Source organism: Nocardia anaemiae NBRC 100462 (genome assembly GCF_001612725.1).
Taxonomy (GTDB): Bacteria; Actinomycetota; Actinomycetes; order Mycobacteriales; family Mycobacteriaceae; genus Nocardia; species Nocardia anaemiae.
The window spans coordinates 16,728-35,176 of sequence record NZ_BDAZ01000086.1 but is presented as its reverse complement, the minus strand read 5'-3'; the positions used below and the strand labels follow the sequence as shown (position 1 = coordinate 35,176).

The following is an 18,449-nucleotide window of genomic DNA, read 5'->3' as shown; positions in this document are numbered from 1 at the left end:
ATCAGAGCCCCCGCAATGTATTTCAGTGCATCGGCGGGCGTGAGCTACTTCTTGATCGAGCGGCGAGCCTGCAGCTGGGCGCTGTCAGCTGCTGCACGACCCGCCGCCCAACCATTGGCGTTGCCGATGGAAATCCCGCGGTCTCGGATAGCGGGGAATAGCGCGTCGAACGCCTCATCCACTTTGTGTTGGTGAGAGCGGAGCGCCGGAAGCAGACGCGCCGGATCAGAGGATTCCGCAATCGTCGTCTCATTCGCTTCTTCGAGTCGCTCACCGATGCGCGTTGCATAGGCGATAAGGAATGACTTGCGATACGCACGGCTTCTGGCATCGGCGCTGCGCTTCGATTCGTTACCGCTGGCGATCATCGCTCTGGTGGCCTGAACGAGCAACGAGGTCGTCAGCAATTCGACTGCGTCCAGGTCGCTTTCATCACCGACGACTGTCATGAATCCGAATGCCGAGGCGAAGATCGCGCGGCACAGGTTGGCCTTGGTGACCACATCGATCAGCAGCGCTTTCGCGTCGACATAGGGAGTGTCCAACCAGATCCGGCACGCGCGGGGCAGATCGGGCACGGCGTTGTCCGCGTCGACGAGTACCCGATCGAGCGCGTATTTGGTCATCAGCTCCTGGGCTTTGGCCGAAAGTGCCTCCGCCTCTTCGGGATATGACGTCGACTCGGCCTTCGCGAGCAGTCCGCGAACTCGGCTCAGGACCTTGGCGTCGACGGCGTGGTGGTGCGCTGTTGCTCGCGGTCGTGCAGTGCCGGGCAAGGGCCGGATCAGCTCCAGTTTGGGTAGTCGGATCAGCATCGCAAGTGCCTCGACCACAGTTGTTACCGCCTCTGCGGCAGTCAGCAGTTGCTTCGCGGCCCACTGGCCGAGGTGCGGTTCCGATGCGGACCACCAGATGTCTGCTCCCAGCTCGGCGAGCTGCAACTGCCAGGTCGCATCGACTGATTCCGGCGGGAAAGGCTGGACGTGGGCGGCCATGACATCGATGAGTAGCGCGATCGCGAACTGGTCCACGCGTCGCCGCGCGACCTGGTGGATGTCTTCCGGAAGCCAGCCGTATTGGAAGATTCGGCCGATGATGTGCTGTGTCGCCAGGTGCGCGCCGTCCGCCTGCTCGCGCGTCAGCGGCTCGCGCCCGACGAGCTGCTGCGCGAATTGCTCAGCGGCGCGGGCATTCCCCTGCGCGGCCTCCATGGCCGTGGCCATGATCACGTTCGCGATCTGCTCGGAATCCTGCGGCCCACTCGACTGCGCAGACCAGAATGCGGAGCCCTTGGCAACGCCGTGCTCTCCCGAGCGCCGTCGACGATTTTGCTTGCCCACGACCGATCCCCCTCACATAGTCCGGAGGCAACCTCGCCCACAACCGTATAGGCAGGGAGAGGCCGAGGATGACGCGCATCCAATGCGGCGCGTATCGGAAGCCGTCGGATGGGGGGAACACAGGAAGTCGGTGGCTCTCCGGGAAGACCCTGAGCTGGAGGCCTGGCCATATGGGGGATGCGTCCTGATCCGCCAGGCCGGAGTCCGGGCCTACGGTTGTGCCGAGGAGGTCGCAATGAAATCCGTCACGGTTCCGTTGACCGTCATCGGGGTCTATGCCGCGGTGGCGAGCTTCGCGTTCGCGGCCGCCCTCACCGAGACGATCATGCTGTATCCCAATATCTTTCGTGATGTACCCGAATCGCTGGTGCAGACCCAGCAGTTCATGAGTGAGGTCGCGGTCGGTGATGTGATGCGCCCGCTCGGCGGGGTGCTGACGGTGTGCGCGCTGGTCGGCTGTGCTGCAGCGGTGCGGTATCGCCTCGCACGGGGATGGGTCGGCGCGTCGATGATGTCTCTCATCAGTGGTCAGTTCTTGTTGTCGATCCTGTACCTGTGGCCTCGCGCGACGATTCTGTTCGACGAACGCTCCCGGCACAGTCTCACCGAAATCGAGAGTGCGGCCACCGAATTCCAGGTGGGCGAGTGGGTTCGGATTGCGGCAGCGCTGGCGACCGCGGTATTTGCGGTCGCCGCCACGCTAATTTGTTATCGCACACGGGTTCTCGCCACGGTCGATGCACGGCTCGATTAGCTGGCTCAGGGGCGGGTGCCCGTGGACCACAGTGGCGTCGTCTCCACCCGTGACAGCCGCCAGCCTTCCACCGTGCGAACCGCGTCGAAGCGGTAGACCTCGCCGAGGGTGTACTGCGGCTCCGAAACGGCTGCCGTGGCAGGTGTGAAGGTGGCGATGAGATTCGCGCGCACCTCGGCCGTATCACCGTGCAGATCGATCATCACATTGGTGATGACATGCTGAATTCGCTTGTCGTCGGAGTGATTCCGGCTCGCCTGCGCGATGAGCGCAGCACGACCCTCGGCCCGGCCGCCGGGGGTTTTCGCGGTCGCGTCGGCGGTGTAGATCGTGCGGAAGTCATCGAAGCGGCCCTCGTCCAAGGCGCGGCCCAATTGGTTGACCAGCTCGGTGATCTCGTTGCGGTCCACCAGTTCGCGGAGTTGGTGCGTGTCGTCCTTGGCCGCGGTGGCGCAGGCGGTGAGCAGCGCCAGCGGCAGGGCAGCGAGGGGGAGGAAACGGCGGATCTTGCTCATCGATCGAACCTTTCGAATTGAACGTTGGTAGCTCCAATGTTGGCGCGTCCAACGATAACAGATCGTGGGTGAAACCAACAAGTCTTGCTACATTGCTCTCATGGAGATCGCGCACGAGGACACCCCGGGCAGGCTGCGCGCCCTGCCCACCCGACTGGTCAACCAGGTGGCCATCCTCGCCAACCGGGCGACAGAACGCGCCTTCGAGGCGACCGGATCGCGTCGCTACCACTACGCCCTGTTGACCACGCTCGGCGAATTCGGCCCCGCCAGCCAGGCCGATCTAGGCCGTCGCACTCGAATCGATCGCAGCGATATCGTCGCCGCGCTGAACGATCTGGCCGAGCGCGGCTTGATCGAACGCGCCCCGGATCCGAGCGACCGCCGCCGCAACATCGTCACGATGACCAAGGCGGGCGGGCGCCACCTGGACGAACTGGACCAGCGAATCGAAGGCGCTCAGGACGAACTTCTCGCTGCTCTCTCCACCGCCGAGCGTCGCGAACTGGTGCGGCTGCTCACCCGGGTCCTCGATGATCATGTGCAAGGGTGAGCTCGCCCCTATTTCCGCAGGCCGGGGATAGGGCGCGCGGAGCGAGCAACTAAACTGCATCCGTGAGTCTTGTGCTGCTACCTGCTGTCGACGTCGCCAATGGAGAGGCCGTGCGCCTGGTTCAGGGGGAGGCGGGCAGCGAAACCAATTACGGCTCCCCGCGCGATGCGGCACTCGCCTGGCAGGAAGCCGGTGCGGAGTGGGTACATCTGGTCGATCTGGACGCGGCATTCGGCCGTGGCTCCAATCGTGAACTGCTGGCCAAGGTCGTCGGCGAACTCGATGTCAAGGTGGAGCTGTCCGGTGGCATCCGCGACGACGAATCCCTGGAGGCCGCGCTTGGTACCGGCTGTGCCAGGGTGAATCTCGGCACCGCCGCTCTGGAGGATCCGCAGTGGTGTGCCCGCGCCATCGCCAAGCACGGCGAGCGCATCGCCGTCGGTCTGGATGTACGGATCATCGACGGTGAGCACCGGTTGCGCGGCCGTGGCTGGGTCAGCGATGGCGGCGATCTGTGGGAGGTGCTCGAACGGCTGGAGCGCGATGGTTGCTCACGCTACGTGGTCACCGACGTGACCAAGGACGGCACTCTCACCGGCCCCAACCTGGATCTGCTGCGCGATGTCTGCGCCGCCACCGACGCGCCGGTCGTCGCCTCCGGCGGCGTTTCCACCATCGAGGATCTGATTGCCATCGCCGAACTGGTGCCCGAGGGTGTCGAGGGTTCGATCGTCGGCAAGGCGCTGTACGCGGGCCGCTTCACGCTGCCCGAGGCGCTGGCTGCGGTCCGCTGACGATTCGATGACCGCCAACCGCCTCGACACCGAACTACCGGCCCTGCTCGACGTCGCCGGTGAAATCCTCGACGCGGCGAGCCCGCGTTTCGTCGAGGGGGTCGGCGCGCCGAGCGCGGTGGCCAAGGGCCGCAACGACTTCGCGACCGAACTCGATCTGGAGTTGGAGCGCACCATTTCCGCGCAGCTCGAGCAGCGCACCGGAATCGAGGTGCACGGTGAGGAATTCGGCGGCCCGCAGCTCACCTCGGGGACCGCATGGGTCCTCGATCCGATCGACGGCACCTTCAATTACTCGTCGGGACATCCTCTTTCGGGCATGCTGCTCGCACTGGTGCACGAGGGCGAGCCGCTGCTCGGACTGACCTGGCTGCCATTGCTCGGCCAGCGCTATTCGGCGGCCGTCGACGGTCCGGTGCTGCTGAACGGCCGACCGCTGCCGCGCCTGCCGCACGGGAAACTCGGCGAGGCGATGATCGGCTTCGGCGCGTTCAATGTGGACTCCGCCGGACGCATTCCCGGCCGGTTCCGTTTCGACCTGCTCGGTCCGCTGAGCAGGCTGTCCTCGCGGGTGCGGATGCACGGCTCCACCGGCATCGACCTCGCGTTCACCGCATCGGGTGTGCTCGGCGGCGCGATCGTCTTCGGTCATCATCCGTGGGACAACGCCGCGGGCGTCGCACTGGTACGCGCGGCGGGCGGGGTTGTCACCGATCTGGCGGGCGAGCCGTGGACCATCACCTCGGGTTCGGTGCTGGCCGCCGCGCCGGGAGTACACGAGGAACTGCTCGAAATGATTTGTACGGTCGTCGACGATGCATGAATCTGTGCACGAAGCACACTGGACAATGGCCGTGGGCGCAGTCGGCGGGGTCGGTGAAGGCAGCATGATTCGAGGAAGGGTGAGCCGATGACCTTGGCGGTACGCGTTATTCCGTGCTTGGATGTCGACGCGGGCCGGGTGGTCAAGGGCGTCAACTTCGAAAACCTGCGTGACGCGGGCGATCCCGTCGAACTCGCCGCCGCGTACGACCTGCAGGGGGCCGACGAGCTGACCTTCCTCGACGTCACCGCCTCCACTGGCGACCGCGGCACCATGATCGATGTGGTGACCCGCACGGCCGAGCAGATCTTCATCCCGCTGACCGTCGGCGGCGGCGTGCGCACGGTCGAGGATGTCGACCGGCTGCTGCGTGCGGGCGCGGACAAGGTGTCGGTGAATACCGCCGCCATCGCGCGCCCCGAGGTCCTGCGGGAAATGTCGGAGCGCTTCGGCTCGCAGTGCATCGTGCTGTCGGTGGATGCCCGTACGGTTCCCGACGGCCAGCCCGACACGCCGTCCGGCTGGGAGGTCACCACACATGGCGGCAAGCGCGGCACCGGAATCGACGCGATCGAATGGGCCGTGCGCGGAGCCGAACTCGGCGTCGGCGAGATCCTGCTCAACTCGATGGATGCCGACGGCACCAAGGCGGGCTTCGATCTGCCCATGATCAAGGCCGTCCGCGAGGCCGTCTCGGTGCCGGTGATCGCCAGCGGCGGAGCCGGTGCCGTCGAACACTTCGCCCCCGCCGTCCAAGCGGGCGCGGATGCCGTCCTGGCTGCCAGCGTCTTCCACTTCGGCGACCTCACCATCCCGCAGGTAAAAGCCGCCATGCGCGCCGAACAAATCACCGTCCGCTAACCCCATACGAAGCTGACGCATAACCAGTGACTACCTCGCACAAGGTATAGCCTCTGCGAGGTAGTCCGCAGGTATGCGATAGCCCAAGTTGTTCAGAGGTCGGCACATTGGTCGTCCTGATTTCCGGGGCGAAATCCTCAGTGCGGTAACGCTGATGCCCGCTGTGGTAGTGGCCGCCGAGCCGACGGTGGTGGTGATGATGGAGCGGCAGGCGCTGCGTATGACCGCTGAATGGGCGACGGTACAATTCAATTTCTGGTCGGTCCGAAAGCATTGGGCGGGCAAATTGTCGAGCTGATCACGGTTGGCCGCCGAACAAGCCGGACGTCCGCGTCCTCGTATTGTCGCCATGGTGTGTGGTCACCGCCGACGTCGAAAGCACTCGCCGCGACGGCAGCCGAACAAACGGCCTTCTACAACGAGATTCCGTCGTATCGGCGAATGATCGAACTGCCGGGCGTAGCCCATGCCGCTGAATTCGCCATGATCGGTGACGAACAGACCCCCGCTGATCAGTTCGACGCTTAATTCGAAGCGGGTGCGACCGATATCGTTGTGGCCCAAACAAATCCGGCCTCCGCAGCCGACCTTCGGCGCGGCTGGCAGGTCCGCGGTGAGCTGAATCGCACTCGTACAGCTTGACATTCTTCGGATTCTTCTGTCGCCACGCCGCAGCGGTGATTGCTATCTGCCCGATAGTTACCGAGGCTTAGCGACCATGTCCGCCACGTGTCCCGCATGCTCCTGGCCATCGCCGATACTGGTGTCGACACATGGTTCGGTTCGCTATCTGCGTTGCGTCTGTGGCAAATGGCTGGTTGCCCATCGGGGCGGGGTGAACCTGGTCACCGGCCGGGCCGCCTGCGCCAAAAAGCCTGTGGCCGAACATCTCGAACTGATTCCGCTGCCGGAGGAGTAGGAACTTTCGCGTCGGTGCGTTTCGGCACTACACGATGTGTTCCGGTGCGCAGCGCCATGTATAACGGTGATATGACTCTCGACCCCGCCATCGCCGCCCGGCTCAAGCGAAATGACGCCGGACTCGTCGCCGCGGTCGCGCAGGAGCGCGGCACCGGCGATGTGCTGATGGTTGCCTGGATGGACGATGAGGCGCTGGCCCGCACGCTGGAAACCCGCAAGGCGACCTACTATTCGCGTTCGCGCCAGCAGTACTGGGTCAAGGGCGAAACCTCCGGCCACACCCAGTACGTGCACGAGGTCCGCCTCGATTGCGACGGCGATACCATCCTGCTCGTCGTCGACCAGGAGGGCGCGGCCTGCCACACCGGCACGCACACCTGTTTCGACTCCGACCTGCTGCTCGCCGACAGCTGAGCCCGAGCGCTACGGATTCGGCTGCTCGTCGCGTTCCTCGACCGGCGCCGACCTGCCGTTGGACTGGTTCAGAGTGTCGCTGAGCTGCCTGACGAGTAGTTCGCTGAGATCGGCGAGTTGCGCCGTCTGTGCGGCATCGAGACCATCGAAAACCAACTGCCGCACCGCTTCCAGATAGCCGGGCGCCGCCTCGACTATCTTCGAGTAGCCGTCGTCGGTGAGCACCGCCTGCACGCCGCGGCGGCCGGTGGTTGCTGAACGTTGCGCCCAGCCCATGCGCTCCAGCTTCGACACCACATGGGACAGTCGCGATAGCGATGCATTTGCTTTGTGGGCGAGCTCACTCATCTGCAGGCGATGGCCGGGCTCTTCGGATAACAGTGTGAGCACCCAGTATTCGAAATGCGTCACCCCGGATTCGCGCTGCAGATGGGTATCCAAAGCGCCTGGTAGACGTGTCATCAGCGCGACGATCGCGCGCCAAGCTCGTTGTTCGTCCGGGTCGAGCCACTTCGTCACTGGGTGCCTTCTTTCGAGCCAAGTGACGTCTTATGGTTAGCGAACCTAGCGATTAACGAAAAGCGTGTTCACGGTCACTCGCGTGAACGAGTTTGCCACGACTTCGCTCGACCGTCATGGACTTGATCCGTGACATGAGGTCACTCACAGAGCCGCAGGGCGTGTCGGCTACGTGTCCTAGGTAACTTTCGGCGTTTGCGCAGTGGCGGCGGGCGGCGTCGGCGCCGTCTGTCTGCCCGGATGCCTGCGCCGCCAGCGGCGCCAACCGATCAGGCCCATCGCGGCCAGGAAAACCGCGACCGCCACGATGGCGCCGACCAGTGACGCGCCACGGAAGGCTGGGGCGTCGACGTCGAGAATCCGTTGACCGGCATGGGCGGCAGTACTCTCGCCGAGCACGATCGACAGTGTCATCAGGTTCGGAATCGCGGTGATCAGCGCGAGCAACGCTGCGGCGCCCGCGATGAACCTTCCGGCTCGCCGCTTCCAGACCAGCGCGGCGAACAGCAACAGGAACAACGGAATGGCGGTGCCGAGCAAGCCGTAGACGAGACCCCAGCCGATGCCCTTGCTGAAACTGCCGCTCACCAGCTCGGCGATGCGCTGTGCCCACCAGCGCGGAATGAACGCCGCCAGAATGAGGTAGGCGATGACCAGTACGGCGATGACCGCCAGTGCGCCGATGATCCGCGTGCGCCACGTGGCCGGCGTGGATTTCTGCCCGTCCGGCCGAACCTCGCTCGATGTCATGAATCCAGCGTATGCCGGGCAACCACGAGATCGACGGCGTTGGACCTGGCGTTTTCCCCGTTGCCGCAGGCAGGGCTACTGCAGAGCGCGCTCGCGTAAGAACTTCAGCGCCTCGTCCGCGTGTACATCGGCCCGCAACTCGCCGGTGATCACCTTGGCGACCTTGCGATCCCGGTCTATCACGAAGGTCTGCCGCTTGACCGGTGCGAGCTTGCCGAGCAGTCCGCGCTTCACCCCGAACGCCGAGGCGATCTTGCCGTCGGCATCCGACAGCAGCGGGTAACCGAGGTTCTGCTTGGCCGCGAATCCGGCCTGGGTCTCGACGCCGTCGGTGCTGATGCCGACGCACGACGCGCCCAGCGCCGCGAATTCGGCGGACAGATCGCGGAAATGGCACGCCTCCGCCGTGCAGATCGGCGTATTAGCGGCGGGGTAGAAGAACAGCACCAGCGGACCGTTCGCGAGCAGCGCATCGAGCGAACGCGGGGTGCCGGATTGATCGGGAAGCTCGAATTCGGGAGCGAGCTGACCTGTCTGCATAGTGCGGACAGTACCGGGCGCGAGGTCGGTTTGCCGCCCCCGCGCTCGGTTCCCGTCATGCCGGAGACCGGAATGACGGGTTCTTATCGCGATTAAGCGCCGATGAGTGCGGCGACCTCTGGATTTTTGATCTGCATGACATCGAGAATTCCGTGTGCGCGCAGCAGCGGCCTGAGTTCCCTGATCCGGTCGCTGTGAGTGGCGTACTCATCCGGAAAGTGGTGCTTGTCCAGGGCTTCCAGCGCCTTCACGTAGGTGACGAAGGAAGCTAGGGCGTTCACCTGATTGGAACTCGGTGATCCGCCCATCGAATGCGGGCCGACCATCCGCGGGGGTTGACCGGGCAGGCCAGAGCCGACGGCGTGCCGCCCGTCCGGCGCACCTGGCTGCGAGGGGTACATCAGTTGTCTCCTCTCGAAATGGATACCGCGTGTGAGATCGAACGGGGCGAGTGTAGTGACGGCTGTCACCCGCCCCGACAGCACGTCGGAACCGGACAGTCGGTTCAGGAGGGTGGGACGCGCCGACAAGGCTGTCGGTGCCGCCTGGGATGATGGACACATGCCTGGCCCGTCGACTCCCACCACCACGACCCGCGAACAGTTCCACGAACTGGCCGCGGAGCATCGGGTGGTTCCCGTGACCCGAAAGGTGCTGGCGGACTCCGAAACTCCGCTGTCGGCCTACCGCAAGTTGGCCGCGGATCGGGCCGGTACCTTCCTGTTCGAGTCCGCGGAGAACGGACGGTCCTGGTCGCGTTGGTCGTTCATCGGCGCGGGCAGCCCGTCCGCGTTGACGGTCGTCGACGGAGAAGCGGCCTGGCTCGGCAACACCCCCGCGGACGCGCCCTGCGGCGGCGATCCGCTGGTGGCGCTGCGGGAAACCCTGCAGTTGCTGCAGACCGAGCGGCTGCCCGGTCTGCCCCCGCTGACCGGCGGCATGGTCGGCTACCTCGGTTACGACGCGGTGCGCCGGATCGAGCGACTGCCCACCCTTGCCGTCGACGATCTGCGGCTGCCCGAGATGGTGCTGATGCTCGCCACCGATCTCGCGGCCTTCGACCATCACGAGGGCGCGATCACGCTCATCGCCAATGCGGTCAACTGGAACGGCACCTCCGAACGTGTCGACGAGGCCTATGACGACGCGGTGGCCCGGCTGGACCGGATGACCGCCGCGCTCGCCGCGCCCTCGGAGTCGACGGTGTCGATCTTCGATCAGCCCGACCCGGAGTACATCCGCCGCCGCACCACCGAAGAATTCGGCGCGGGCGTGCGGCGCCTGGTCAAGGAGATCGAGGCGGGCGAGGCCTTCCAAGTGGTGCTCTCGCAGCGCTTCGAAATGGATTACGACGGTGCGCCTTTGGACCTCTACCGGATGCTGCGCGCCTCGAATCCGAGCCCGTATATGTACCTGATCCACATCCCGGACGGCGACGGCGGCACGGCGTTCTCCATCGTCGGCTCCAGCCCGGAATCGCTGGTGACCGTGAAAGAGGGTGTGGCGACGACACATCCGATCGCGGGCACCCGGTGGCGCGGCGCCACCGAGGAGGACGATCTGCTGCTGGAGAAGGGGCTGCTGGCCGACGAGAAGGAGAACGCCGAGCATCTGATGCTCGTCGACCTCGGCCGCAACGATCTGGGCCGGGTCTGCCAGCCGGGCACGGTGCGGGTCACCGAGTACCGGCACATCGAGCGCTACAGCCATGTCATGCATCTGGTCTCGACGGTCTCGGGGCGCCTCGCGCCGGGCAAGATCGCATTGGACGCGGTCAATGCCTGCTTCCCCGCGGGCACGTTGTCCGGTGCGCCGAAGGTGCGTGCGATGGAGTTGATCGAGGAACTCGAGCCGACCCGACGCGGCGTGTACGGCGGTGTGGTCGGCTATCTCGACTTCGCGGGCGATGCGGATACCGCGATCGCCATCCGCACCGCACTGCTGAAGGACGGCACCGCCTATGTGCAGGCGGGTGCGGGCATCGTCGCGGATTCGGATCCGGACTACGAGGACGTCGAATCCCGCAACAAGGCCATGGCGGTGCTGCGGGCGGTGGCGGCCGCGAAAACCGTTCGGGCGTACGGCGCACCCACGGACGGCAGGGCGGAATGACCGATTCCGAACCCGCCGATACCGATCCGACCGCCGCGGCGGACGGACAGACTCCGAAGCGCAAATATCCGGTCGGCGCGATCGTCCTGCTCGCTATCGCGGCGGCGGCGCTGTGGGGCTCCTCCCGGATGACGTGGGTGACCGTCTTCTCCACCGACGGTCTGACCGAACCGCGCACCGACAAACTCAACGGCGGTGTCTGGTTCGGTGCGCTCACGCCGCTGGCTCTGGTACTGCTGGCCGCTATCGCCGCGGTGCTGGCGACACGTGGTTGGCTGCGGCGCATGTTCGGCGTCCTGATCGGTCTGGTCGCCGCCGTGACGGCCGTTCCCGCCTTCGCGTTGTTGACCAGATCCACCGCGACCGCGGCCCGTGCCGCCACCCTGGCGGAGTTGCCCGGCCGCGCGACCGTCACCGAGGTGGCCACTTCCCAGTTCCCGGCCGTACTTTCGCTGCTGGGAGCGCTGGCGGCCTTCGCGGCCGGTGTCCTGCTGGCTCGCATGCCCGAGGACGCCGCGCGCCTTTCCGGCAAGTACGACAATCCGGTCTTCCGCAGGGCCGCCGCCACCGAAGAGGTGACACGTCAGCGCACCGACGAGGCGGCGGGCGATGCCGGACAGCTTTCCGAGCGTGTGCTCTGGGATGCGCTGGACGCGGGCACCGACCCGACCGAGCAAGCGGATGGCACCGCTTCTGCCACCGACGATTCCGCCGATCATGATCAGGGGAAACAAGGGCATCGAGGTGTCTGAGCAGGTGACTACCAGCCCCGGCGCAGTTGCGCCACAAGCAGCCATTTATTCTTTGTCAGCATCGGTGAGACAGCGCCTGGGGGGATTCTCAGGCAGCAAGTCCGTCTCCCCAGAAAGGATTCGAGCCAGATGACGGTACTCGACTCGATTCTCGACGGGGTCCGCGCGGATGTGGCCGCTCGGGAAGCCCTCATGGACTTCCAGGCGATCAAGGCGGCCGCGGCCGCGGCGCCCGCGCCGCTGGACGCCCGCGCCGCGCTCCTCGAAGACGGCATCGGCGTCATTGCCGAGGTCAAGCGGGCCAGCCCGTCCAAGGGGGAGCTCGCGGATATCCCGGACCCGGCGAGTCTGGCCAAGGCCTACGAGGACGGCGGAGCGCGCGTCATCAGCGTGCTCACCGAGGGGCGCCGCTTCAACGGGTCGCTCGATGACCTGGACGCGGTCCGCGCCACCGTGAACATCCCGATCCTGCGTAAGGATTTCGTCGTCGGGCCCTATCAGATCCACGAGGCCCGCGCGCACGGCGCCGACGTCATCCTGCTCATCGTGGCCGCCCTGGAACAGGACGTGCTGAGCTCGCTGATCGACCGCACCGAATCGCTCGGCATGACCGCCCTGGTCGAGGTGCACACCGAGGAAGAGGCCGACCGCGCCCTCGAGGCCGGTGCGTCCGTGATCGGCGTGAACGCCCGCAATCTCAAGACCCTCGAGGTCGATCGCGATGTCTTCGCACGCATCGCGCCCGGTCTGCCCACCGAGGTCATCCGCATCGCCGAATCCGGCATCCGCGGCACCGCCGACCTGCTGGCCTACGCCGGTGCGGGTGCGGATGCCGTGCTCGTCGGCGAGGGGCTGGTCACCAGTGGCGACCCACGCGCGGCCGTTTCCGAACTGGTGACCGCGGGCACCCACCCGTCGTGCCCGAAGCCCGCCCGGCGGGGTCGGTGACAAAGTGACGGCACTGCCCAAGGCCTCTGATGGTATCCACGAGCGCAGCGACCACGAGCCCGATCCGGGCGGCCACTTCGGCGTTTACGGCGGCAGGCATGTGCCGGAGGCGCTGATGGCGGTGATCGAGGAGGTCACCGCGGAATACGAGAAGTGTCGCCTCGATCCCGCCTTCCTCGATGAACTGGACCGGCTGCAGCGCGACTACACCGGCCGCCCGTCACCGATCTTCGAATGCCGACGCCTCGCCGAGCATGCCGGTGGTGCGCGCATCATCCTCAAGCGTGAGGACTTGAACCACACCGGTTCGCACAAGATCAATAACGTGCTCGGTCAGGCTTTGCTCGCCAAGCGCATGGGCAAGACCCGGGTGATCGCGGAGACCGGCGCGGGTCAGCACGGCGTCGCCACCGCCACCGCGTGCGCGCTGCTCGGCCTCGAATGCGTCGTCTACATGGGTGCGGTCGACACCGCCCGCCAAGCGCTGAATGTGGCCCGCATGCGGCTGCTCGGCGCCGAGGTGATCTCGGTGCGCACCGGTTCGCAGACCCTCAAGGATGCGATCAACGAGGCGCTGCGCGATTGGGTCACCAATGCCGAGGCCACCTACTACTGCTTCGGCACCGCCGCGGGCCCGCACCCGTTCCCGATGATGGTGCGCGATCTGCAGCGCATCGTCGGCATGGAGGCTCGTGCTCAGGTGCAGGCACTCACCGGTCGGCTGCCCGACGCGGTCACCGCGTGCGTCGGCGGCGGCTCCAACGCCATCGGCATCTTCCATCCATTCATCGACGATCCGGGCGTGCGGCTGGTCGGCTACGAGGCGGCCGGTGACGGTGTCGAAACCGGAAGGCACGCCGCGACTTTCACCGGTGGCACACCTGGCGCATTCCAGGGCGCGTACTCGTATCTGCTGCAGGACGAGGACGGCCAGACCATCGAATCGCATTCGATCTCGGCAGGTTTGGACTATCCCGGTGTCGGTCCGGAACACGCCTACCTGAAGGACATCGGTCGCGCCGAATACCACCCGATCACCGATGTCGAGGCGATGGACGCGCTGCTGCTGCTCAGCCGCGCCGAGGGCATCATCCCGGCGATCGAATCCGCGCATGCGGTGGCCGGTGCGCTGAAGCTCGGCAAGGAACTCGGCAAGGGCGCGATCATCCTGGTGAACCTGTCCGGGCGCGGCGATAAGGATATGGACACGGCGGCCCGATGGTTCGGGCTGTTCGATGACCACGCCGACAAGGAGAGTCAGCAGTGAGCGAGCGCAGCGAGCGAACCATGAACACAGCGTCCATGACGTCGACGGAGCCGAGCGCCAGCGAGGCGCAGTCGTGAGTCAGCAGTCCCGCCTCGCGAATACCTTCGCCGCCTGTCGCGCTGAGGGCCGGGCCGCGCTGATCGGCTATCTGCCCGCGGGCTACCCGGATCTGGCCGGTTCGATCGAGGTGTGCCGCACCATGGTCGAATCCGGTTGCGACATAGTCGAAGTCGGCGTCGCCTACTCCGATCCGGTGATGGACGGCCCGACCATCCAGGCCGCCGCCGACCAGGCGCTGCGCGGCGGTGTCCGGGTGCGCGATGTGTTCTCGGTGGTCGAGGCGATCACCGAGGCGGGCGGCAAGGCCGTCGTGATGAGTTACTGGAACCCGGTGCTGCAGTACGGCGTCGACCGTTTCGCGCGCGATCTGTCCGCCGCTGGTGGGTCCGGCATCATCACCCCCAACCTCATCCCGGAAGAGGCCGACAGCTGGTTCGTCGCCTCGGCCGCACACGATCTGGACCGCATCTTCCTGGTCGCGCCGTCGTCCACCGAGGAGCGTCTGGTCAAGACGCTGGAGGCCAGCCGCGGCTTCGTCTACGCGGCCTCGACCATGGGGGTCACCGGCGCCCGTGACGTGGTTTCCTCCGCGGCTCCGGCGCTGTGCGCACGCGTCCGCGCCCACTCCGATATCCCGATCGGTGTCGGCCTCGGCGTGCGCAATGGTGCGCAGGCGGCCGAAATTGCCTCCTACGCAGACGGAGTCATTGTCGGCTCGGCACTGGTGACCGCCGCGGCCAAGGGAGCCAAGGGACTCGACGCAGTGCGCGCTCTCACGGCCGAGCTGGCCGAGGGTGTCCGGTCCGCGACCGTCGCCTCCTAGCCGCCCGCGAGAGGGGCACGCCGACCGCGAATCTCGCGATGTGGCCGTGCTCCGCTACGGTTGGGGCCGTGACCTTACAAGTCCTCGCAGACAGCGTCCTGAGCAACGGTGCCGTCACCGCTGATGTGCTGGCCTACATTCCCAGCCCGTCCCAGGGCGTATGGCATATCGGTCCGTTCCCGCTACGGGCCTATGCCCTGTGCATCATCATCGGCATCGTCGTCGCGATCTGGTGGGGTGAGCGGCGCTGGCAGGAGCGCGGCGGGCAGAAGGGCGCGATTCTCGATGTCGCGATGTTCGCGGTGCCCTTCGGTCTGGTCGGCGGGCGGCTCTATCACGTTGCCACCGACTGGCAGAAGTACTTCGGCGCCGACGGCCATCCGATCGATGCGCTGAAGATCTACCAGGGCGGTCTCGGCATCTGGGGCGCGGTATTCCTCGGCGGTGTCGGCGCCTGGATCGGCTGCCGGGTCTACCGAATTCCGTTGCCCGCGTTGGGTGATGCGATCGCGCCGCCGATTCTGTTGGCCCAGGCCATCGGGCGACTCGGCAATTACTTCAACCAGGAGCTCTACGGCCGCGAGACCGATTTGCCGTGGGGTTTGGAGATCTACCTGCGCTACGATTCCGACGGCAAGCTCGACATGATGAACGGCGTCGCCGGTCACGCCGTCGACAAGGTCGTGCAGCCGACGTTCTTGTACGAGATGATCTGGAACCTGCTGATCGTGGTGCTGCTGGTGCAGATCGATCGGCGCTTCCGGATCGGGCACGGCCGCCTGTTCGCGCTTTATGTCGCGGGATACTGCCTCGGCCGCTTCTTCGTCGAACTGCTGCGTGACGACGAGGCGACCAAGATCGCGGGCATCCGGATCAACTCGTTCACCTCGGCACTCGTATTCCTCGCCGCCATCGCCTATTTCGTCTTCGCGACCAAGGGCAGGGAGACCGCCGATCAACTGCAGCCCTCGACGGTCACGCGGCCGTGGCCGTGGCAGATCGGGGCGCTGCGGGCGGCGGGCGCCGAATCCGAGGCCGCGTCGAAGGCCGCCGCCGCTGCGGAAGCGGTACCTCCGAAGCACAGCTTCGCGAAAAAGGAAACCGAGCCCGCCGCGGACGGAGACGCGAAATCCGACCACAAGGGCAACGTGTCGGATCAGAGTGGGCCGGAGAAGGAAGCAGCCGCCGAGAATCCGGATCCGACGAAATCCGAGAACCCCGGCAACGAACTGGATACCACCGGCGATAACTCAACGGAGTCCGAAACCTCGGACGCCGCGCGGGGCAAGGTCGATACCTCGAAAAAGGACGGCTGATCCCATAACGACTTGGGCAACTCCCCGGGGCACTGAGTAGACACGCGCACGCGGGTCCGCGACGATACCCTCGGGCGCCCAATTGCCCGGCAAATACGCGGGGAGGCGGGTGAGCGCCCGTCGAAATGCACGAATGATGGAGGACATTTAGTGACCGACCCCTACCAGAACCAGCCAGGCTTCGGCGGCCCGCAGTACGGTCCGCCCGGGACGGGGCCGGACCTGAACAAGCAGCCCGAGGCGCCGGGACAGCAGTACCCGTCGGATCCGTACAACCAGCAGCCGCAGTACGGCCAGCCCCAGTACGGTCAGCCGCAGTACGGCCAGCCCGATCCCTATGGTCAGCAGCCGGGCGGCTACCCGCCCGCGCCGTACCAGGGCGGCGGCTACAACCCGAACGATCCGGAAGCGCCCTACGGTCGCGACCCGTTCGGTGTGCCGTTCTCGGATAAGCAGAAGCTGACCGCGGGTCTGCTACAGATCTTCCTCGGCGGCTTCGGTGTCGGCCGTTTCTACACCGGCCACACCGGCATTGCCGTCGCGCAGATCGCGGTCACCTGGCTGACCTGCGGTTTCGGCGGCATCTGGCCGCTGATCGACGGCATCATGATGCTGACCGGCAAGGTGCCCGACAGCCTCGGGCGGCCATTGCGCGACTGACCGCCGCGCACAGTTGACCGATGGGCCCGGCCGCATCGCATGACGATGCGGCCGGGCCTGTCGCCATTTTCGGCAGGCTGTGCGAGGATTCGGCGCACCATGATCGCAATACTGTCGGCCGATATTTTCCTGGCGTAGCCTGAGCCGGGTTTTTGTGCCGTGTCTGGATAGTCTTCGCAGTCCAGACACCGAAGAGAGGGACTTCCGTGCGCCGCAAGCTGTTCGCCGCCGCCATGCTCGCCATCGTCACCGCTACCGGGCTCACCGCCTGCGGCAGCAGCAGCGATCCGAACGTGCTGAAGGTCGGCACCGAAGGCACCTACTCCCCGTACAGCTACCAGGGTTCGGATGGCAAGCTCACCGGCTACGACGTCGAGGTGATCCAGGCGGTCGGGGAAAAGATCGGCAAGAAGATCGAGTTTGTGCAGACGCCGTGGGACGCGATCTTCGCGGGTCTGGAATCCAAGCGCTTCGACCTGGTCGCCAACCAGGTGACGGTCAACGACGAGCGCAAGGCCAAGTACTCGCTCTCGCAGCCGTACACCACCTCCGAGGGCGTGATCGTCACCCGTGCGGATAACAACAGCATCACCTCGCTCACCGATCTCAACGGCAAGACCACCGCGCAGTCCGCGACCAGTAACTGGGCCAAGGTCGCCCAGGGCGCGGGCGCGAAGGTCGAAGCGGTGGAAGGCTTCGTACAGGCCATTCAGTTGCTGAAGACCGGTCGCGTCGATGCCACGGTCAACGACAGCCTCGCGGTTCTCGAGTACACCAAGAAGAACGGCGATGCCAGTGTGAAGGTTGCGGCCAAGACCGGGGAGGTCAGCCACCAAGCGTTCGCCGCGCGCAAGGACGACGCCGTGATCGGCCAGATCAACACCGCCCTCGAAGCATTGAGCGCGGACGGCACGTTGGCCAAGATCTCGGAAAAGTACTTCGGCACCGACGTCAGCAAATAACGCCCGTGGATCCCGCGACCAGGGAACTGATCTGGCACAACTTGTGGCCGATGCTGCAGGCCACGATCGACAAGACCATCCCGCTCACCGCGATCAGCTTCCTGATCGGTCTGGTTATCGCGTTGTTCGTGGCGTTGGCGCGGATGTCGCCGCTGTGGTTGCTTTCGGCGCCCGCACGGTTCTACATCTCGATCATTCGCGGCACACCGCTGCTGGTGCAGCTGTTCATCGTGTTCTACGCGCTACCGCAGTTCAATATCGTGATCGATCCGTTCCCGGCGGCGGTGATCGCATTCAGCCTCAATGTCGGCGGTTACGCCGCCGAGGTCGTGCGCGCGGCCATCCTGAGTGTCGCGGAAGGGCAATGGGAGGCGGCCAAGGCGCTGGGCATGTCGTATGCCCAGGAGTTGCGGCTGATCATCCTGCCGCAGGCTGCCCGCATTGCCGTGCCGCCGCTGTCCAACACGCTCATCTCGTTGGTCAAGGACACCTCACTGGCCTCGACCATCCTCGTGACCGAACTACTGCGCACCGCGCAGCTTGCCGCAGCCCCCACCTTCGACTTTTTCGCCCTGTACGGCGTCGCCGCGCTGTATTACTGGGTGATCTGTCTGGTCCTCGGCTTCGGCCAGACTCGCCTGGAAACCAGGCTGTCCCGCCATGTCGCACGCTGACGAGGCCCAGGGGGATGGCAGCCGACGGAGCTTGCGGAGTCGGCGGGGTGGGCATGGTTTGTACTTTCCACTAAGCCCTTGTACATATTTT

General features: G+C 65.8%; 23 protein-coding genes. 17 read left to right on the top strand and 6 right to left on the bottom strand.

Annotated elements, in window-relative coordinates:
- Window positions 1-44: 44 nt before the first annotated feature.
- A complete protein-coding gene (locus NA5_RS36390; RefSeq protein WP_062993575.1) occupies window positions 45-1,340 on the bottom strand; it encodes a DUF2786 domain-containing protein in 1,296 nt (431 codons plus the stop codon).
- A 235-nt stretch (window positions 1,341-1,575) separates the two neighbouring features.
- On the opposite strand from NA5_RS36390, the gene NA5_RS36385 reads away from it, so the two are divergent.
- Window positions 1,576-2,094 (top strand): hypothetical protein, encoded by a 519-nt coding sequence (locus NA5_RS36385; protein WP_062993574.1) that lies wholly within the window; start codon window positions 1,576-1,578, stop codon window positions 2,092-2,094.
- Between the two features lie 5 nt (window positions 2,095-2,099).
- Here NA5_RS36385 and NA5_RS36380 read toward each other — a convergent pair whose 3' ends face one another.
- The gene (locus tag NA5_RS36380; protein ID WP_062993573.1) at window positions 2,100-2,609 is read right to left on the bottom strand and encodes a nuclear transport factor 2 family protein; all 510 of its coding nucleotides are present in this window, start codon (window positions 2,607-2,609) and stop codon (window positions 2,100-2,102) included.
- A gap of 100 nt (window positions 2,610-2,709) precedes the next feature.
- On the opposite strand from NA5_RS36380, the gene NA5_RS36375 reads away from it, so the two are divergent.
- The 7 genes from NA5_RS36375 (at window position 2,710) to hisI (ending at window position 6,975) form a co-directional block, all read left to right on the top strand.
- Window positions 2,710-3,162 (top strand): MarR family winged helix-turn-helix transcriptional regulator, encoded by a 453-nt coding sequence (locus NA5_RS36375; protein WP_062993572.1) that lies wholly within the window; start codon window positions 2,710-2,712, stop codon window positions 3,160-3,162.
- 62 nt (window positions 3,163-3,224) lie between these two features.
- A complete protein-coding gene (gene priA, locus NA5_RS36370; protein ID WP_062993571.1) occupies window positions 3,225-3,956 on the top strand; it encodes a bifunctional 1-(5-phosphoribosyl)-5-((5-phosphoribosylamino)methylideneamino)imidazole-4-carboxamide isomerase/phosphoribosylanthranilate isomerase PriA in 732 nt (243 codons plus the stop codon).
- Between the two features lie 7 nt (window positions 3,957-3,963).
- Window positions 3,964-4,779 (top strand): inositol monophosphatase family protein, encoded by an 816-nt coding sequence (locus NA5_RS36365; RefSeq protein WP_062993570.1) that lies wholly within the window; start codon window positions 3,964-3,966, stop codon window positions 4,777-4,779.
- Window positions 4,780-4,866: 87 nt separating this feature from the next.
- On the top strand, window positions 4,867-5,640 hold the full coding sequence (gene hisF, locus NA5_RS36360; protein WP_062993569.1) for an imidazole glycerol phosphate synthase subunit HisF: 774 nt from the start codon (window positions 4,867-4,869) through the stop codon (window positions 5,638-5,640).
- 154 nt (window positions 5,641-5,794) lie between these two features.
- The gene (locus NA5_RS41015) at window positions 5,795-5,938 is read left to right on the top strand and encodes a hypothetical protein (protein ID WP_157110843.1); all 144 of its coding nucleotides are present in this window, start codon (window positions 5,795-5,797) and stop codon (window positions 5,936-5,938) included.
- Between the two features lie 56 nt (window positions 5,939-5,994).
- Entirely contained in the window at window positions 5,995-6,168 is a 174-nt protein-coding gene (locus NA5_RS41010; RefSeq protein ID WP_157110842.1) for a hypothetical protein, read from the top strand.
- A gap of 462 nt (window positions 6,169-6,630) precedes the next feature.
- On the top strand, window positions 6,631-6,975 hold the full coding sequence (gene hisI / locus NA5_RS36350; protein ID WP_062993581.1) for a phosphoribosyl-AMP cyclohydrolase: 345 nt from the start codon (window positions 6,631-6,633) through the stop codon (window positions 6,973-6,975).
- A 9-nt stretch (window positions 6,976-6,984) separates the two neighbouring features.
- Here the strand turns inward: hisI and NA5_RS36345 are convergent, their stop codons facing one another.
- The 4 genes from NA5_RS36345 to NA5_RS36330 form a co-directional block, all read right to left on the bottom strand.
- Window positions 6,985-7,437: a MarR family winged helix-turn-helix transcriptional regulator gene (locus NA5_RS36345; RefSeq protein ID WP_084484691.1), complete on the bottom strand. Its 453-nt coding sequence runs from the start codon at window positions 7,435-7,437 to the stop codon at window positions 6,985-6,987.
- A gap of 234 nt (window positions 7,438-7,671) precedes the next feature.
- Window positions 7,672-8,244: a hypothetical protein gene (locus NA5_RS36340; RefSeq protein ID WP_062993566.1), complete on the bottom strand. Its 573-nt coding sequence runs from the start codon at window positions 8,242-8,244 to the stop codon at window positions 7,672-7,674.
- A gap of 75 nt (window positions 8,245-8,319) precedes the next feature.
- Window positions 8,320-8,784, bottom strand: a complete 465-nt coding sequence (locus tag NA5_RS36335) for a peroxiredoxin (protein WP_062993565.1) — start codon at window positions 8,782-8,784, stop codon at window positions 8,320-8,322.
- A 92-nt stretch (window positions 8,785-8,876) separates the two neighbouring features.
- On the bottom strand, window positions 8,877-9,185 hold the full coding sequence (locus tag NA5_RS36330; protein ID WP_062993564.1) for a hypothetical protein: 309 nt from the start codon (window positions 9,183-9,185) through the stop codon (window positions 8,877-8,879).
- Window positions 9,186-9,345: 160 nt separating this feature from the next.
- Here NA5_RS36330 and NA5_RS36325 point away from each other — a divergent pair, with 160 nt between their 5' ends.
- From NA5_RS36325 to NA5_RS36285, 9 genes are all read left to right on the top strand, one after another.
- Window positions 9,346-10,896 carry an anthranilate synthase component I gene (locus tag NA5_RS36325; RefSeq protein ID WP_062993579.1) on the top strand — a complete coding sequence of 517 codons (1,551 nt, stop codon included), beginning with the start codon at window positions 9,346-9,348 and terminating at the stop codon, window positions 10,894-10,896.
- Window positions 10,893-11,648, top strand: coding sequence for a TIGR02234 family membrane protein (locus NA5_RS36320; RefSeq protein WP_084484690.1), 756 nt, complete (start codon window positions 10,893-10,895; stop codon window positions 11,646-11,648). Before NA5_RS36325 ends, NA5_RS36320 begins: the two co-directional genes overlap by 4 nt.
- Window positions 11,649-11,777: 129 nt before the next feature.
- Window positions 11,778-12,596 carry an indole-3-glycerol phosphate synthase TrpC gene (gene trpC / locus NA5_RS36315; RefSeq protein ID WP_062993563.1) on the top strand — a complete coding sequence of 273 codons (819 nt, stop codon included), beginning with the start codon at window positions 11,778-11,780 and terminating at the stop codon, window positions 12,594-12,596.
- 4 nt (window positions 12,597-12,600) lie between these two features.
- Window positions 12,601-13,863: a tryptophan synthase subunit beta gene (gene trpB / locus NA5_RS36310; RefSeq protein WP_062993562.1), complete on the top strand. Its 1,263-nt coding sequence runs from the start codon at window positions 12,601-12,603 to the stop codon at window positions 13,861-13,863.
- Window positions 13,864-13,936: 73 nt separating this feature from the next.
- Window positions 13,937-14,746 (top strand): tryptophan synthase subunit alpha, encoded by an 810-nt coding sequence (gene trpA / locus NA5_RS36305; protein WP_062993561.1) that lies wholly within the window; start codon window positions 13,937-13,939, stop codon window positions 14,744-14,746.
- A gap of 68 nt (window positions 14,747-14,814) precedes the next feature.
- Complete coding sequence (gene lgt, locus NA5_RS36300; RefSeq protein ID WP_245672627.1) at window positions 14,815-16,062, top strand: prolipoprotein diacylglyceryl transferase; 1,248 nt, start codon at window positions 14,815-14,817, stop codon at window positions 16,060-16,062.
- 150 nt (window positions 16,063-16,212) lie between these two features.
- Window positions 16,213-16,722, top strand: a complete 510-nt coding sequence (locus NA5_RS36295) for a TM2 domain-containing protein (protein ID WP_062993560.1) — start codon at window positions 16,213-16,215, stop codon at window positions 16,720-16,722.
- A gap of 206 nt (window positions 16,723-16,928) precedes the next feature.
- Window positions 16,929-17,684: an amino acid ABC transporter substrate-binding protein gene (locus NA5_RS36290; RefSeq protein ID WP_281201782.1), complete on the top strand. Its 756-nt coding sequence runs from the start codon at window positions 16,929-16,931 to the stop codon at window positions 17,682-17,684.
- 5 nt (window positions 17,685-17,689) lie between these two features.
- On the top strand, window positions 17,690-18,358 hold the full coding sequence (locus NA5_RS36285; RefSeq protein ID WP_062993559.1) for an amino acid ABC transporter permease: 669 nt from the start codon (window positions 17,690-17,692) through the stop codon (window positions 18,356-18,358).
- The last annotated feature ends 91 nt before the right edge of the window (window positions 18,359-18,449 follow it).